The organism is Halorussus marinus (assembly GCF_004765795.1).
GTDB classification, from domain to species: domain Archaea; phylum Halobacteriota; class Halobacteria; order Halobacteriales; family Haladaptataceae; genus Halorussus; species Halorussus marinus.
Genome location: NZ_SBIV01000003.1, coordinates 128,587 through 143,476, shown reverse-complemented (window position 1 = coordinate 143,476; position 14,890 = coordinate 128,587). Strand labels below are relative to the sequence as shown.

16 protein-coding genes and 1 tRNA gene are annotated in these 14,890 nt (G+C 71.0%); 9 read left to right on the top strand and 8 right to left on the bottom strand.

Annotation, left to right across the window (positions count from 1 at the left end):
- Positions 1-34: 34 nt before the first annotated feature.
- Together EPY72_RS07530 and EPY72_RS07525 are read right to left on the bottom strand one after the other, a co-directional pair.
- The gene (locus EPY72_RS07530) at positions 35-811 is read right to left on the bottom strand and encodes a CDP-alcohol phosphatidyltransferase family protein (RefSeq protein ID WP_167599381.1); all 777 of its coding nucleotides are present in this window, start codon (positions 809-811) and stop codon (positions 35-37) included.
- On the bottom strand, positions 808-2,775 hold the full coding sequence (locus EPY72_RS07525; RefSeq protein ID WP_135806025.1) for an aldo/keto reductase: 1,968 nt from the start codon (positions 2,773-2,775) through the stop codon (positions 808-810). Before EPY72_RS07525 ends, EPY72_RS07530 begins: the two co-directional genes overlap by 4 nt.
- 164 nt (positions 2,776-2,939) lie before the next feature.
- Here EPY72_RS07525 and EPY72_RS07520 point away from each other — a divergent pair, with 164 nt between their 5' ends.
- Positions 2,940-4,052, top strand: coding sequence for a glycosyltransferase (locus EPY72_RS07520; protein ID WP_135806024.1), 1,113 nt, complete (start codon positions 2,940-2,942; stop codon positions 4,050-4,052).
- A 24-nt stretch (positions 4,053-4,076) separates the two neighbouring features.
- Positions 4,077-4,457, top strand: coding sequence for a DUF7475 family protein (locus EPY72_RS07515; RefSeq protein WP_135806023.1), 381 nt, complete (start codon positions 4,077-4,079; stop codon positions 4,455-4,457).
- 104 nt (positions 4,458-4,561) lie between these two features.
- On the opposite strand, the gene EPY72_RS07510 is transcribed toward EPY72_RS07515, so the two are convergent.
- A tRNA-His gene (locus EPY72_RS07510) sits at positions 4,562-4,634 on the bottom strand.
- A gap of 134 nt (positions 4,635-4,768) precedes the next feature.
- Between EPY72_RS07510 and EPY72_RS07505 the strand changes: the two genes are divergently transcribed.
- Positions 4,769-5,224, top strand: a complete 456-nt coding sequence (locus tag EPY72_RS07505) for a DUF5814 domain-containing protein (RefSeq protein ID WP_134668480.1) — start codon at positions 4,769-4,771, stop codon at positions 5,222-5,224.
- Here the strand turns inward: EPY72_RS07505 and EPY72_RS07500 are convergent.
- Positions 5,221-5,631 (bottom strand): DUF8146 domain-containing protein, encoded by a 411-nt coding sequence (locus EPY72_RS07500; protein ID WP_134668478.1) that lies wholly within the window; start codon positions 5,629-5,631, stop codon positions 5,221-5,223. The two genes, EPY72_RS07505 and EPY72_RS07500, sit on opposite strands and share 4 nt — an antisense overlap.
- A gap of 163 nt (positions 5,632-5,794) precedes the next feature.
- Here EPY72_RS07500 and EPY72_RS07495 point away from each other — a divergent pair, with 163 nt between their 5' ends.
- A complete protein-coding gene (locus tag EPY72_RS07495) occupies positions 5,795-6,607 on the top strand; it encodes a mechanosensitive ion channel family protein (protein WP_168216009.1) in 813 nt (270 codons plus the stop codon).
- A 107-nt stretch (positions 6,608-6,714) separates the two neighbouring features.
- Here the strand turns inward: EPY72_RS07495 and EPY72_RS07490 are convergent, their stop codons facing one another.
- Positions 6,715-7,443, bottom strand: coding sequence for a helix-turn-helix domain-containing protein (locus EPY72_RS07490; RefSeq protein ID WP_134668475.1), 729 nt, complete (start codon positions 7,441-7,443; stop codon positions 6,715-6,717).
- Positions 7,444-7,531: 88 nt separating this feature from the next.
- On the opposite strand from EPY72_RS07490, the gene hutU reads away from it, so the two are divergent.
- The 4 genes from hutU to hutH are packed head-to-tail and all read left to right on the top strand — an operon-like array spanning position 7,532 to position 13,029.
- Entirely contained in the window at positions 7,532-9,295 is a 1,764-nt protein-coding gene (hutU, locus tag EPY72_RS07485; RefSeq protein WP_135806021.1) for a urocanate hydratase, read from the top strand.
- Positions 9,292-10,233: a formimidoylglutamase gene (gene hutG, locus EPY72_RS07480; RefSeq protein ID WP_135806020.1), complete on the top strand. Its 942-nt coding sequence runs from the start codon at positions 9,292-9,294 to the stop codon at positions 10,231-10,233. The genes hutU and hutG overlap by 4 nt, the downstream gene beginning before the upstream one ends.
- Entirely contained in the window at positions 10,230-11,450 is a 1,221-nt protein-coding gene (gene hutI, locus EPY72_RS07475) for an imidazolonepropionase (protein ID WP_135806019.1), read from the top strand. Before hutG ends, hutI begins: the two co-directional genes overlap by 4 nt.
- Complete coding sequence (hutH, locus tag EPY72_RS07470) at positions 11,443-13,029, top strand: histidine ammonia-lyase (RefSeq protein WP_135806018.1); 1,587 nt, start codon at positions 11,443-11,445, stop codon at positions 13,027-13,029. The genes hutI and hutH overlap by 8 nt, the downstream gene beginning before the upstream one ends.
- Here hutH and EPY72_RS07465 read toward each other — a convergent pair whose 3' ends face one another.
- Positions 13,030-13,329 carry a DUF7521 family protein gene (locus tag EPY72_RS07465; protein WP_134668466.1) on the bottom strand — a complete coding sequence of 100 codons (300 nt, stop codon included), beginning with the start codon at positions 13,327-13,329 and terminating at the stop codon, positions 13,030-13,032.
- A gap of 10 nt (positions 13,330-13,339) precedes the next feature.
- Positions 13,340-13,870, bottom strand: coding sequence for a DoxX family protein (locus EPY72_RS07460; protein WP_134668465.1), 531 nt, complete (start codon positions 13,868-13,870; stop codon positions 13,340-13,342).
- 140 nt (positions 13,871-14,010) lie between these two features.
- Between EPY72_RS07460 and EPY72_RS07455 the strand changes: the two genes are divergently transcribed.
- Entirely contained in the window at positions 14,011-14,415 is a 405-nt protein-coding gene (locus EPY72_RS07455; protein WP_134668463.1) for a universal stress protein, read from the top strand.
- On the opposite strand, the gene EPY72_RS07450 is transcribed toward EPY72_RS07455, so the two are convergent.
- Positions 14,412-14,741: a hypothetical protein gene (locus EPY72_RS07450; protein WP_135806017.1), complete on the bottom strand. Its 330-nt coding sequence runs from the start codon at positions 14,739-14,741 to the stop codon at positions 14,412-14,414. The genes EPY72_RS07455 and EPY72_RS07450 overlap by 4 nt on opposite strands.
- Positions 14,742-14,890: the final 149 nt, after the last annotated feature.

Below are 14,890 nucleotides of genomic sequence, written 5' to 3'. Positions count from 1 at the left end.
CCTAGTTGGGCCGACTGTTGTTGAAGATTACGTTTCAACGCGTCGACCGGAGCCGACCCGAGACCGCGAGGTAGTCGCGGGCGAACACGGTCAGCGACGGCGCCAGCACGACCGCCGCGACCGCCCGCAGGGAGCCGGCCGGAACCACCGGCGCCAGCGCGACCGTGAGAAAGCACATCTGGAGCGCCGCCAGCGGTCGCCGGAGCCGGCTCTCCGGGAGGTCACAGACGGGTCGCCCGCGGCGTCGACGCCACGCGACCCCGGCCTTGAACACGTAGCGGGCCGCCGACAGCGAGAGGTACCACACCGGGAGCCGGCCCCACGCGACCGCGACCAGCGGCGCGACCACGAACCCGAGCGTGTCGAACGCGAGGTCGAGGCGCTCCCCGAGCGCCGTCGTGCGACCGATAGTCCGGGCGACGGCGCCGTCGAGTCGGTCGAGGGCGACGCCCGCGCCGTAGCAGACCGACGGCCCCCACACCAGCGGGCCGGCGGACGGGACCGCGAGGAACCCCGCGACCGACGCGAACAGCCCGCCCCGACACAGCGTCACCACGTTCGCGAGCCCGAGCGATCGGCGACGAGTGGCGCCCGACTCGGGCCGACACGCGTCGAGCGAGAGCCGGAGGTACGCGAGCTCCGCGACGACGACCGCCCCCGCCACGCCGAACCACCGCCTCGCGGTCGGCGGGTCGGCGTGACCGGCGGTGACTCGCAGTCCGGCGAACAGCCAGAGGCCCGCGATCAGCGCCGACACCGCGACCTCGATCCGGACCCGGTCGCCGGGCGGAGAACGGGTCGCTTCGCTCACGCGTCGGACCCCGCGGCCGATCGTTCGGCGCCCGACAGCCCGTCGAGTCGCGCGATCTGCTCGGCGTCGAGCCGGACCGCGCCGGCCGCGAGATTCTCGACGAGGTGGTCGTCGTCGGTGCTCGACGGGATCGGGACGACCCCGCGGTGGACGTTCCACGCCAGCGCCGCCTGCGCGGGCCCCACGCCGGCGTCGGCCGCCACCGACGCCACCGTCCGGTTCCCGACCAGCTCGCCCGACGCCAGCGGCGTGTGGGCCAGCACCCGGATCCCTCGCTGGTGACAGAACGCGACGAGGTCCCGCCGAGGTTCGAGCGGGTGGGTCTCGACCTCCACCACGGACGGCTCGACGTCGGCGCGCTCGACGAGGTCGGCGAGGCGATCGGCCGAGACGTTACAGACGCCGATGGCTCGGGTCAGCCCGCGGTCGACCAGTCGTTCCATGGCCCGCCACGTCTCGGACAGCGACACGTCGGCCGCGACGATCTCGCCGTCCTCGTCGCGGGGGAACGTCAGCGCCTCCTGCTCGTCGACCGGCCGGGAGGCGAGGTCGACGAGCGGCCCCTGATACGCCCACGCGTCGGGCCAGTGGACGAGATACGAGTCGAGTCGGTCGATCCCGAGCGCGTCGAGGGTCGTCTCGCAGGCCTCCGCGACGTGACCGTGGTTCGTGTTCCACACCTTGCTCGTGAGGTGGAGCGACGACCGATCAGGAGACCCCGGTGCGGCCAGAATATCGCCGATACGTGCCTCGTTACCGTACAGCTCCGCCGAGTCGAGCAGCCGGTAGCCCGCGTCGAGGGCCGCGGCGATCGAGTCCTGGCGGTCGACGTACTCGCCGTCGCGGTAGCGCGCGCACCCGACCCCGACCGGCGGCAATCGGATCGCGGCGTCCGACCGCGACTCGGCTCCGAACTCGGGCGGGTGCGGGGCGGCGGCGGGCGGCGCGTCGGCGTCGACCGAGACCGGCGATCCGGACTCGGCGGCGCGCTCGATCGCGTTGCACGTCGCGACGACGTGGGCGGCCCGCCGCGCGGTCCGGAGCGTCTGGCGACCGCGTTGGATCTCGGCGGCGAACCGGGCGGGCCCGGAGACGAACGCCCGATCGCCGTCTGGTCGCTGGGGCGGCACCGAGACGTACTCGCGGCCCTGTCGGCCGAACGAGACGAGGTCGGGGCCGTCGGTCATCGCGCCGGCGTCCCGGAGGTACACCGAGCCGTCGTCGCCGTGGAGTTCGAGGGCGTTGAACTCCCGACTCCGGTGGGGCGCGTAGAGGCTCGCGGTCAGCCTGACCGTCGGCCCCGACGCGAACCCGAGAGTCGACTCGACGTGGCTCGGACGCTCCGGCCGACGGGCTTCCCGGTCGGGCCACGGGTCGGCGGCGTCGGCGGTGCGGACGCGCTCGACCGGGCCGAACCACGCGACCAGCAGGGTCAACGGGTAGACCGCTCCGTCGTACAGCGGCCCCACGCGGAGGAACGACTCCGGATCGTCGTGCCACTCGGTCACCCGACCGACGTGGGCGTGGGCGTAGGCCAACCGGACCGTCCCGAGTCGACCGTCCGCGAGCGCGGTCGCCGCCCGGCGCTGAGGACCGCCCGCGGGGTTGGTCGGCGCGCAGGCGAGCGAGAGCCCCCGCTCGTCGGCGAGCGCCACGAGTTCGCGAGCGACCGTCGCGTCCATCGCCAGGGGCTTCTGGCTGAAGACGTGGCGGCCGGCTTCGAGCGCGGTCCGGGTGACGGGCGCGTGGGCCGCGTGGCCGGTGAGGTTGAGAACGAGCGGGGCCTGCTCGGCCGCGATCGCGGCCGAGAGGTCCGCGTAGGGGGTCGCGCCGTACTCGTCGGCCAGCCCCTCCGCGCGCTCGCGGTCGAGGTCACAGACCGCCGCGAGCCCCAGATCGGTGTCGGCGAGCCCGGCGGCGTACTCGCGCGCCACCTCGCCGGCGCCGACGAACAGGCAGTTCATGGCGCGATCGCGCCGGCGAACCGGCCGCGGACGCCGGTACCGTGGCTCTCGGTCACAACGTTCATACAGTAGCGCAGGACCAATCGATAAAAACGGTTGTGGAAGCGGTACGGACGCCGGCGCCGGAACGTCGGAGTTTTGCCGTGCGAGCCCGTCGTTTTCGTATGGCACGGCTGGCGGTCGTTCACAACACCCTCGATCTCCGGAGCGGCGCCGACGCCGTCTGTCTGCACGTCTGCGAGGCGCTCCAGGAGGTACACGACGTAACGTTGTTCACGCTCTCGCACCCGCCGCTGGCCGGGCTCAATCGGCTGTTCGACACCGACGCCGCAGTTCCGGTCCGGACGCCGCCCGGCGACCGCCTCCTCGGCCGGGCTTTCGCGACGGCGGCCGACCGGGCGGGACCGCTACTCGCGGTCCGGAGCGTCCTGCTGGATCGGTTCTTCCGGCGACACGCCGACGGGTACGACGCCGCGGTCAGCACCGCAAACGAGTTCGCGCCGCCGATCCCGTCGGTCCAGTACGTCCACTACCCGCAGTTCAACGGTCGGGCGGTCGGCGACGAGGACGCCCCCCGGCTCGACGCGCTCTGGAGTCGCCTCGCCGGCGTGGGCGGGGGTCGACTCCCCGGAGACGCGACGCTCGTCGCGAACTCCTCGTGGACCGCCGACGTCGTGGCCGAGCGGTACGACCGACGACCCGCCGTCGTCCACCCGCCGGTCGATCCGATCACGGGCGGCGCCGACTGGGCCGACCGGGAGAACGGGGTGGTGGTCGCCGGCCGGATCGCGCCGGACAAGCGGACCCTCGACGCGATCCGGATCGTCGACGCCGTCCGCGAGCGCGGGCCCGACCTCCACCTCCACGTCGTCGGGTCGGCCGCGCCCGCCTACCGGTCGTACGTCGAGCGCGTCGAGCGCGCGGCGGCCGCCCGGTCGCATGTGACGGTCGAGACCGACGTGCCCCGGGGCCGACTCGAAACTCTGCTGACGACCCACAGGTACGGCCTGAACGCCAAGCCCGACGAGCACTTCGGGATGACGGTCGCGGAGTACGTCGCCGCCGGGATGGTGGCGTTCGCGCCGGATTCGGGCGGCCAGCGCGACGTGCTCGCGGGCGAGGACCGCCGGCTCTACGAGTCGGTCCCGGACGCGGCGGCGAAGCTCTCGGCGGCCGTCGAGAGCGACGCGAGGCCCTCGCTGGCGCGGGACCGCTTCGCGAGCGAGCGCTTCCATCGCCGCCTGCGCGACCTCGTTGCCGAGACCCTCCCGTCTTAAGTGACTGAAGCGACACGACCTTGTATGGGTATCGGTACCACCAATCAGAGTGGCGGCCTCGATCTCGGCGACGTGACCGCGCTCCAGTGGGCGGGCATCGCGCTCGCCGCCGTCACCGGGGCGATACATCTCGTGCTCGGCGTCTCGTTTCTCGGAACTCCGATGGGCTGGAGCTTCCTGCTCGCCGGCGTCGGCTTTTTCGCCGGCGGTGGCGCGGTCGCGGTCGGCTACCGCCGTCGGCTGGTGTACCTCCTCGGGCTCCCGTTCACCGGCGTCCAGATCGTCGCGTGGTATCTGGTGAACGCGCCGGCGTTCTCGGTGCTGGGAATCGCGGACAAACTCGCGCAGGTCGGTCTCATCGCCGTCATCGTCGGGCTGTATCGGCGGGAGTCGGCCGCGCGGTGACGGAGAGAGACGACACCCGACTCGCAGGGTTCGATCTCTTCTGCGATACTCGGAACTCTCGAAGCGGGTTTCGCAGTACTGGCCGTTTGGTTCGCGTCGAAAAGGTCCAGGTGCGAGAATCGAACCCGCGTCTCAGCCTCCACAAGGCTGAAGGATGGTCCACTACCCCAACCCGGACACGCATCCAGACCTAGCCTCGTGGGATTAAAATACGTTACGACTCGCGGCGGTACTGGGACGCTTTCACGCGTTCGGGCCGGAGCGAGACGACGACACGCTTTTGGGTCCGAGCGCCATATTCGGGGCTAACAGTGGCGATTACGGACAAAATATACGTCAAAAACCACCGCCAGATCGGCTCCCAGCTCGAGACCAACATCCCCAAGGGAGCGTTCAAGGGCGCGACCCTCGACATGCTGTTTCAGGGCCAGAACCTCGCGCAACTCGACGACACCACCCAAGAGCGGGTGCTCGACTTCGCGGAGGACTTTCTGGACTGTGACTGTCAGAGCAACCCCTACTGTGGCTGTCCCGAGCGGAAGTTCATGCGCTACCTGCTCGAACTCCGCGAGGAGGGGCTGGGCCCCGAAGCCATCGTGGACGTGATGACCGACGACTACATGGTGTATGCCTATCCGGGCGACGTGCTCTCGTTTCTCGACAACTCGGTCCGGACCCTCGAAGCCGTCGAAGAGCTCGCGGCGGTGGAGGGCGAGCGCGAGACCGCCGAGGAGGCCCGCCAGAAGAAGCGCCGGCTGTCGGGCTAACCCAGCCGATAGGTCTCGTCGGTGTCGAGTTCGTCGTCGAGTTCCTCCAGTTGGACGACCTCCTCGACGCCGCCGTCGCCCTCGGCCTGCTCTTGAAGCCGGGTGACGTACTGCTTGTACTCCTGTAGCTGTTCGCGGAGGTGTTCGGCTTCGAGTTCGAGGCGTTCGTGTTCGCGGACGAAGCTCTTCGACACCTCGACCTTCGGGGGGAACTCCTCGCCGTCGGCCTGCTCGCCGAGTTCGCTCTCGGGGACGACCTTCACCCGACCGTCGTGGGCGACCAGCGTGTCGACGTAGTCGCGGAACACCGCCGACAGCGAGAGGTCCCGCTCCTCGGCGATCTCCCGGAGCGTCTCGAACGAGTCCTCGTTGACCCGGAAGGAGATCGTCTTGTTCTTGTTGCCCATCTTGGTGACAGTTCGCAGGGCTCGCCACTTAAGCGTTCGTCAGACGCGACGCGGGCGACCGCGGGTGACAGCGCGCCGTCGAGAGGCGCCGAAGGACACGGCCGTCCGCGAGACCGACTGAGCGGCCGGAATGTTCAGGGGGGCTCGGGGCGTGTGTCGGTCGGTGAGCGGCGTCGCACCCGGAGCCGAGCCGTCGGAGCTCCCGACCGACAGGTACATCGAACTCGCGTGGAGCGTCGGGGAGTTCGCCGTCGCGTTCGCGGCGGTCTACGCGGTCGGGCGATGGGTGCTCGAACCGCTGGTCGAGCGGGCGCTGGACGCCCGCATCAACCGGACCGCGGCGAACGCGCTCGTGAAGGGAATCCGCGTCGGAGTCCTCGTCGTCGCGCTCCGGGTCGCGCTCGACGTCGCCGACTACGGCTACCTGCTGTCGATCCCGCCGACCGTCGTCGCCGCGCTGACAGTGGCCGCCGGGTTCGCGAGCCGGGACATCGCCTCGAACCTCGTCAGCGGCGTGTTCATCGTCACCGACCCGGAGTTCAACATCGGCGACTGGATCCAGTGGCGCGACAGGGAGGGCGTCATCGAGGACATCAGCTTCCGGGTGACCCGGATCCGGACGTTCGACAACGAACTGCTGACGGTTCCCAACTCCCAGCTCGCGACCTCCGCAGTGGTCAACGCGGTCGCCAAGTCCCCGCGGCGGGTCTCGTACACCTTCCACGTCGGCGACGACGCCGACCTCGGTCGGGTGGCCGAGATGCTGGTCGCCGAGGCCGAGCGCCACGAGGAGATCCTCGACCGGCCGACGCCGTCGGTCCGGGTCGTCGACCTCGACGCCGGCCGGGCGGGCGTCCAGACCCGGTTCTGGATCGACCGGCCCTCCCGGGAGGCGCTCGTGCGGATCCGATCGGAGTACCTCCGCCGAACGAGCGTCCGGTTCGCGGCCGAGGGGATCGAGCTACCGGCGGAGTGAACGCGGCGCCCGGTGAGCCGGACGCGTCCAGCGACGTTCCGATCCGGTGTCGCGACCTCGTCCCGCTCGTCGCGGGGATGACCCACGCGGTCGCGGCGCTCGGGCTCTTATAGGTACTCGACCATCGCGCCGAGCAGTTTGTTCTCCGCGCGCCGGAGATGCTCCTCGAAGGTGCGGCGCTCGACGCCCATCTCGGCCGCGAGGTCGGCGGTGGTCGTATCGCGCGGGATCCGGTAGTAGCCAAACTCCGTCGCGGTCGCGAGCGCCTCGCGCTGGCGGGCCGAGAGGTCGGGTAACGCCGACTGGAAGGTGAGTAGCGGCCGGTCGGCCGCGACCGACGCGACCTCGCGCTTGGACTCGACGGTCACCGGGTGGTCGGCCGCCACCGCCCGGTAGAACCCGGTGAGGTTCGCGGGGTCGAGCGCGAGCACGCGACACCACTTCGTCCCGTCGGCGTAGGTCAGCGGCGGGACCAGCAGACAGCCGTGGTCGGCGAGCACCGATTCGATGTGGTCGTCGTCGGACGACTTCAGGCAGTCGTCGGTGATGAGGAGTCGCTGGCCGTCCTCGACGAGGCGCTCGCGGACGCCGACCGTCGCCTCGACGTGGGCGACGACCGCCGTCGCGCCCGCGTCCGCGTCGCGATCGGCCCCCGTCGCACTGGCGTCGGTCCGCGTCCCGCGGCCGGCGGGGCTCCCGGCGTCCGAGTCGGCCCCGCCGCTGACGTGGAGGAGGTCGCAGTGGTCGTTGCACCACAACTCGACCGTCGTGTCGGTTCCGGCGGTCGCGTCGGCGTACGCGCCGGGCTGGTCGATCCCGAGGAGCGCCTCGTGCATTCGGCTCGGGATTCGCGCCCGACTCATTTAAATCACCCTCCGAGGGGCGGGGTTCAGCTATTTGCCGGTCGCGCCCGAACACGAACGTATGAGCGAAGGCCAGTCCGAAGCGACCGAAGCCGACGACGCCGACGACGCCGGGATCGGCGACCCGAGCGACGAGTGGCGCGAGTACCAGGGCGCGCCGACCGGGACCGACATCGAGTGTGAGGGGTGGCGACAGGAGGCCGCCCTCCGGATGCTGAACAACAACCTCGACCCCGAGGTGGCCGAAAAGCCCGAGGAACTGGTAGTGTACGGCGGGACCGGACGGGCGGCCCGGTCGTGGGACGCCTACGACGCCATCCTCGGAGAGCTCCGCGGGCTGGACGACGACGAGACGCTGCTGGTCCAGTCGGGCAAGCCCGTCGGGCGGTTCAGGACCCACGAACGGGCGCCCCGCGTGCTGATCGCCAACTCCAACATCGTCGGGAACTGGGACGACTGGGAGCACTTCCACGAGCTCGAATCGAAGGGGCTCATCATGTACGGCCAGATGACCGCGGGGTCGTGGGCGTACATCGGGACGCAGGGCATCATCCAGGGCACCTACGAGACGCTGGCCGAACTCGGCCGCCAGCACTTCCCCGACGACGACGGCCTCCGCGGGCGCATCGTGGTCACGGGCGGACTCGGCGGGATGGGCGGGGCTCAGCCGCTCGCGGTCACGATGAACCACGGCGTCTGCATCGCCGCCGAGGTCGACGAGGACCGCATCGACCGCCGGATCGAGACCGGCTACTGCCAGGAGAAAGCCGAGGACGTCGAGACCGCCATCGAGAAGGCCCGGGCGGCGGCCGAGGCCGGCGAGCCCTACTCGGTCGGCGTCCACGTCAACGCCGCCGACATGCTCGAAGGGATGATAGACAGGGAGTTCGTCCCGGACGTGGTCACCGACCAGACCAGCGCCCACGACGAACTCGAGGGGTACTACCCGTCGGGCTACTCGGTCGCGGCGGCCGACCAACTCCGCGAGGACGACCCCGAGACGTACCGGGCCGAGAGCCTCGACACGATGGAGCGCCACGTCGACGCGATCCTCGAACTCCAGGACCGGGGCGCGGTCGCCGTCGAGTACGGCAACAACATCCGCGGGCAGGTCAAAGAGAACCGCGGCCGGGAGGACGCCTTCGACTTCCCCGGGTTCGTCCCCGCCTACATCCGGCCGCTTTTCTGTCGGGGCAAGGGGCCGTTCCGGTGGGCCGCCCTCTCGGGCGAGGAGGCCGACATCCACCGGACCGACGAGGCCGTCAAGGAGTTGTTCCCGGAGAAACGACGCCTCCACAGGTGGATCGACCTCGCCCAAGAGCAGGTCGAGTTTCAGGGACTGCCCTCGCGAGTGTGCTGGCTCGGCTACGCCGCCGAAGACGGTCTCACCGAGCGGGCGGCGTTCGCGCTCCGCATCAACGAGCTGGTCGCCGACGGCGAGATCTCGGCCCCGATCGTGGTCACTCGCGATCACCTCGACGCCGGGAGCGTGGCCAGCCCCAACCGCGAGACCGAAGCGATGCGCGACGGCTCGGACGCGGTCGCCGACTGGCCGATCCTGAACGCGCTGGTCAACTGCGCGGCCGGCGCCGACATCGTGTCGGTCCACGACGGCGGCGGGGTCGGCATCGGGAACTCGCTCCACACGAACAACCACGTCGTGCTCGACGGCTCGGAGCTCGCCGCCGAGAAGGCCCGCCGGGTGTTCACCACCGACCCCGGAATGGGCGTGATCCGCCACGCCGACGCGGGCTACGACGAGGCGATCGACGAGGCCGCCGCCTCGGGCGTGGCCGTACCGATGCGCGACGGGACCGACAAATGACCGAACTCGCACGAACCTTCGACTGGATGGGCACCTCAACCGACGCCAACGACGAACAGTTCGGCCACGTAGTCGAACTCGCGAGCATCGACGACGCCGACGGCTACGACGCCGCGCTGGTCGGCGAGCCGTTCGACCGGGCGGTCATCGGTCGGAAGGGGGCCGCCGAGGGCCCCGCGGCGCTCCGCCAGCGACTGGCCGGCACCAAGACCCACCACTTCGACGCCGGGCCGGTCGGGTCGGTCGCCGACCTCGGCGACGTGACCTTTCAGGCGCCCCCGGAGTCGGTCGCGGAGCTTCAGGACCGGGTCCGGACCATCGCCGAACGGGTCCACAACGCCGACGCCTTCCCGGTCTTTCTCGGCGGGGACAACTCGATGACGTACCCGAACGCCGCGCCGCTGTTGGCGGAGGGGTCGCTCGGGGTAGTCAACTTCGACGCCCACCTCGACGTGCGGGACGTCGGCGACGACCCCACCAGCGGGAGCCCCTACCGCCAGCTCTACGACGCCGGGCTCGACGCCTACGCCTGCGTCGGCGCGCGCCACTTCGAGACCTCGACGGCGTACGCCGAGTTCGTCCGCGAGCGCGGCGGCGAGGTCGTCACCAGCGAGGAGGTCGGCGACGACGAGATCGGGGCGGTCGACCGCGCGCTCGACGCGGTGGCGAGCGTAGACCGGGTCTACGTCAGCGTCGACCTCGACGTGCTCGACGCCGCGGCCGCGCCCGGCGTGAGCGCCCCGACGCCCGGCGGTATCACGACCAGAGAGCTGTTCCGGATGCTCCGACTGCTCGGCGAGGAAGACCGCCTCGCCGGCTTCGAAGTCGTGGAGTGTGCGCCGCCCCTTGAGCAGGGGTCGGCGGCTCTGACCGCGAGCGCCGGCGCGCGAGCGATCGCCCACCTCCTGAGCGCGCGCCAGTCGGGGGCCGAGCCATGACGGTGAGCGCGGTCGTCCACGACGCCCGCGAGGTCGTGACGGTCGAACCGGACGGGAGCCTCGGCGTCTACGAGGAGGCGGCGATCGCGATCGAGGACGGCGCGGTCGCCCGGGTCGGCCCGACCGGACCCGTGACCCGCGAGTTCCCGCCCGAGAACGCGACCCACGCGGTCGACGCCTCGGGGAAGGCCGTGATCCCAGGGTTCGTCGATCCCCACACCCACGCGGTGTTCGCGGGCGACCGCTCCGACGAGTTCGAGGCGAAACTCAGGGGGAAGACCTACCAGGAGATCCTCGAAGACGGCGGCGGCATCCTCCGGACGGTGCGGGCGACCCGGGAGGCCAGCGACGACGAACTCCTGTCGAACCTGCTCGACCACCTCGACACCATGCTCGCCCACGGGACGACGACGGTCGAGGTGAAGTCGGGGTACGGCCTCGACACCGAGACCGAGCTCCGGATGCTGGAAGTCCTCGACCGGGCCGACGACCGCCACCCCGTCGACGTCGTGGCGACGTTCATGGGCGCCCACGCGGTGCCGGCCGACCGGGACGCCGACGAGTACGTCGACGATGTCGTCGACGACCAGCTCCCGGCGGTCGCCTCCCAGGGCATCGCGGAGTTCTGCGACGTGTTCTGCGAGGAGGGCGTCTTCGACGTCGAGCAGTCCAGACGCGTGCTCGAAGCCGGCGCGGAGGCGGGCCTGACGCCGAAGGTCCACGCCGAGGAGCTGGCGCACATCGGCGGCACCCGACTCGCCGCCGAGGTCGGGGCCGCGAGCGCCGACCATCTGCTCCACTCGACGGCCGACGACATCGACGCGCTCGTCGAGGCCGACGTGGTGCCGGTGTTGCTCCCGGGGACCGCGTTCGGGCTCGGCGCCGAGTACGCCGACGCGCGGGCCTTCGTCGAGGCGGGCGCGGACGTGGCGATCGCGACCGACTTCAACCCCAACTGCTACAGCCAGAGCATGGGGTTCGCGGCGTCGCTGGCGTGCGTCGAGATGGGGCTGACCCCCGCCGAGGCGCTGGTGGCGTCGACCGCGAACGCCGCGAGCGCGCTCGATCTCGACGACGGCGTCGGCACCCTCCGGGAGGGATCGCCGGGCGATCTGGCGGTGCTCGACGCCCCGACCTACGTCCACGTCCCGTACAACTTCGGCGTGAACGCGGTCGGGACCGTGCTGAAAGACGGGGAGGTGGTCCACCGTGCCTGATCCGGTCGAGGTCGACGGCGAGCGCCTCACGCCCGAGGACGTCGCCCGGGTCGCCCGCGAGGACGCCCGGGTCGTCGTCCCGGACGCGGCCCGCGAAAAGGTCCGGGTCGCCCGCGAGCGCGTCGAGGCGGTCGTCGACAGCGGCGAGGCCGTCTACGGCGTCAACACCGGCTTCGGCGAGCTGGTCGACGAGCGCATCCCCGACGAGGACATCGAACAGCTCCAGTTGAACCTCGTCCGGAGCCACGCCGCGGGCGCGGGCCGCGAACTCGGCCGCGAGGAGGTCCGGGCGCTCTTGCTCGGCCGGCTCAACGCGCTCGTCAAGGGCCACTCGGGCGTCCGGGAGGTCGTCGTCGACCACCTCGCGACCGCGCTCAACGAGCGGATCCACCCCGTGGTGAAATCTCGGGGGAGCCTCGGGGCGAGCGGCGACCTCGCGCCGCTGGCGCACCTCGCGCTCGTGCTGATCGGCGAAGGGGAGGCAGACGTCGAGTCCGGAACGGACATCGAGCGACTGCCGGGCGAGGAGGCGCTCGCGACCGCCGACCTCGACCCCCTGACCCTCAAGGCAAAGGAGGGGCTCGCGCTCATCAACGGGACCCAACTCAGCGTGGGTCTGGCCGCGCTCGCGGTCGTGGACGCCGAGCGGGCGATCAGGGCCGGCGACGTCGCGGCCGCGCTGACGACGGAGGTCACCATGGGAACCACCGCCTCGGCCGACGACGCGATCGCTCGGGTCCGCCCGCACGAGGGCCACGCCGAGACCGCCCGCAACCTCAAGCGCCTGACCGCCGACTCCGAGGTAGTCGAGTCCCACCGCAACTGCGACCGGGTGCAGGACGCCTACTCGATCCGGTGTGCGCCCCAGGTCCACGGCGCGGTCCGGGACGCCGTCGCCCACCTCCGGGAGGCGGTCGAGGTCGAACTCAACAGCGCGACCGACAACCCCCTCATCTTCGACGCCGCCGACGCCGACCCGCGGGCCTCGGGCACCGAGAGCGCGGCAGTGCTGTCGGGCGGCAACTTCCACGGCGATCCCCTGGCGCTCCCGCTCGATTACCTCACCAACGCGATCACCGAACTGGCGGCCATCTCCGAGCGCCGGGTCGACCGGATGGTGAACCCGAACGTCCAGGAGTCACACCTGCCGCCGTTCCTGACCGAAGCGAGCGGCCTGCGCTCGGGGTACATGATCGCCCAGTACACCGCGGCGGCGCTCGTCAACGAGAACCGCGCGACCGGCCGGCCTTCGATGGACAACACCCCGGTCAGCGGCAATCAGGAAGATCACGTCAGCATGAGCGCCCAGAGCGCGTTCGACGCCCGCGCGGCGGTCGAGAACGCGACGACCGTGGTCGGGATCGAACTGCTCTGTTGTGCGCAGGCCGCCGAGTTCCTGCCCGACGACCTCGCCCACGGCGCCGGCACGGCCGCGGCGTACGAGGCGGTCCGAGACGCGGTGCCCCGATTGGTCGAGGACCGACCGATCCACGACGACATCGAGCGCGCCGACGCGCTGGTGGCGTCGGGGCTACTCGAAGAACGAGTCGAGAGCGCCGTCGGCGACCCGCTCGAATAGTCACCTCGGGCCGTCGTCGCCGGGATACTCGGCGTACAGCGAGTACGCGAGTACCACGAACCCGAGGGTGACGACCGCGGTGCCCGCGAGCAGGCTCGGCGCGGGCGCGAGCCCGACGCCCAGCGCGGCCACGCCGGGCAGCGCGGTTCCGACGGTGACTACGCAGATGCCGATCGCGACCACCCGCAGTCCCGGCGACTCGGTGCGCCGGAACGCCTGCTGGGCGAAGTACGCGAGGACGCCGCCGAGCGCGATGAGCACCGCGTCGAGCGCGAGGACGAGCGCGGTGAAACCCGGCATCGTCCCGTCGTCACCCGAGGACGTATCGGAGCCACGGGTTTCGTTGCACGATGCCAGCGTCCTCGACGAGCTCGTCGAGCCCGAGGATTCGGCCCGCGCCGAACGCGCCGAGCCCGAACAGCAACATCGCGTAGACGATGTGGTCGTCGATGACGATGCCGTTCTCCAGCGGGAGGCTGGCCGCCCAGTAGAACAGCATCATGACCGCGCCCCAGAAGGCGCTCCATCGGACGAACGCCCCGACGAGCAACGCCAGCCCGACGAGGGTCAGGCCCCACTGGTTCAGCGGGTCGATGAGCCACAGCCAGTCGCTGGCGAGCGTCGTCCAGAGGCCGGTGAAGGGATTGCCCTCCGGGATCGCGTGGAGGAGGAACCCCTCCGCGGACCACGACGGGTCGAGCACCTTCGTGATGCCGGCGTAGAACATCGTCCATCCCATCACGAGGCGGAGCGCGAGCAGGGCGTACCCGACCCACGTCTCGGAGTATTCGAAGTCGGTACGCCGCCCGAGCAGTTCGGTTTCGAGTGTACGAGTGGACATCGGCGGTCACCTCACATGCGATACTCGTTCGGGAAAACAGTTTAATAGGGGACCCGAATCTCAGTTCGTGAAAATCGGTCGAGGCCGCCGACCGACGGTCGAGTTCCACACTTATGGCGGAAGCGGCCGTATTCGCGGGTATGTACCGCGTGCTCGCGGCGATCGGCGACGACGAGGAGCGAGCGATCGAACAGGCTCGGGCCATCGCGGATCTGCCCCGGGACCCCGCGGCGATGGCGGTCACCCTCTTTCACGACTTCACCGACAACACCGAAGGGGCGTCGGTCCACCAGGTCGCCGCCGTCCGGCGGGCGGCCGAACACTTAGAGGACGCCGGCATCGAGATCGAGTACGCCGAGTCGAGCGGCCCCGCCGCCGAGGAGATCCTCGAGGCCGCCGCCGACCTCGACGCCGATCTGGTCTCGCTCGCGCCCCGAGGCCGGACGCCGGCCGGGAAGGCGCTGTTCGGGAGCGTCACCCAGCAGGTGTTGCTGGAGACCGACCGCCCGGTCCTCGTCTGCGGGGCCGGAACCGCCAGCGGCTAATCGGCCGTCCCGCGAATTCGGTCGTTCGGGTCGGCGGAGTCTTCGGACCGGTCCTCGCCGGGGCGAAACAGTCCGTGGGCCACACAGTCGTAGGCGTCGCCCGCGACGTTCGGACACGGTCGGTCGCAGTCCGGACACCGCGCGGTCGCGGCCTCGATCCCGGTGTCGACCGCCATCTCGCGGCACACGCCGCGCCACCCCGCGCTCGGGGACTCACGCTCGTCGGGCATCGTCTCCTCCGCGTCGTCGGCGGGCGCTCGCGTCCGAGACGCCGGGCCGGTCGCGGTGCTCGCTCGTCGAAACTCGTTGCAGTTCGTCGTCTCCACACCGGAAACACCCCTCGCGGAGGTCCGGATCCGTGCTTTCGAGCCCGCAGCGCTCGCACCGCCAGTAGCGGTGGTCGGGCCCGCCGTCACGGCCGCGGCCGAGGTGCGGCCCGGAGACGGTCTCGGTACCTTCTTGTAATCGTGACGTA

Coding starts and splice junctions, on each gene's coding strand:
- EPY72_RS07525 (WP_135806025.1), bottom strand. CDS start 2,775: ATGAACTGCCTGTTCGTCGGCGCCGGCGAGGTGGCGCGCGAGTACGCC.
- EPY72_RS07520 (WP_135806024.1), top strand. CDS start 2,940: ATGGCACGGCTGGCGGTCGTTCACAACACCCTCGATCTCCGGAGCGGC.
- EPY72_RS07515 (WP_135806023.1), top strand. CDS start 4,077: ATGGGTATCGGTACCACCAATCAGAGTGGCGGCCTCGATCTCGGCGAC.
- EPY72_RS07500 (WP_134668478.1), bottom strand. CDS start 5,631: ATGGGCAACAAGAACAAGACGATCTCCTTCCGGGTCAACGAGGACTCG.
- EPY72_RS07490 (WP_134668475.1), bottom strand. CDS start 7,443: ATGCACGAGGCGCTCCTCGGGATCGACCAGCCCGGCGCGTACGCCGAC.
- hutU (WP_135806021.1), top strand. CDS start 7,532: ATGAGCGAAGGCCAGTCCGAAGCGACCGAAGCCGACGACGCCGACGAC.
- hutG (WP_135806020.1), top strand. CDS start 9,292: ATGACCGAACTCGCACGAACCTTCGACTGGATGGGCACCTCAACCGAC.
- hutI (WP_135806019.1), top strand. CDS start 10,230: ATGACGGTGAGCGCGGTCGTCCACGACGCCCGCGAGGTCGTGACGGTC.
- EPY72_RS07465 (WP_134668466.1), bottom strand. CDS start 13,329: ATGCCGGGTTTCACCGCGCTCGTCCTCGCGCTCGACGCGGTGCTCATC.
- EPY72_RS07460 (WP_134668465.1), bottom strand. CDS start 13,870: ATGTCCACTCGTACACTCGAAACCGAACTGCTCGGGCGGCGTACCGAC.
- EPY72_RS07455 (WP_134668463.1), top strand. CDS start 14,011: ATGTACCGCGTGCTCGCGGCGATCGGCGACGACGAGGAGCGAGCGATC.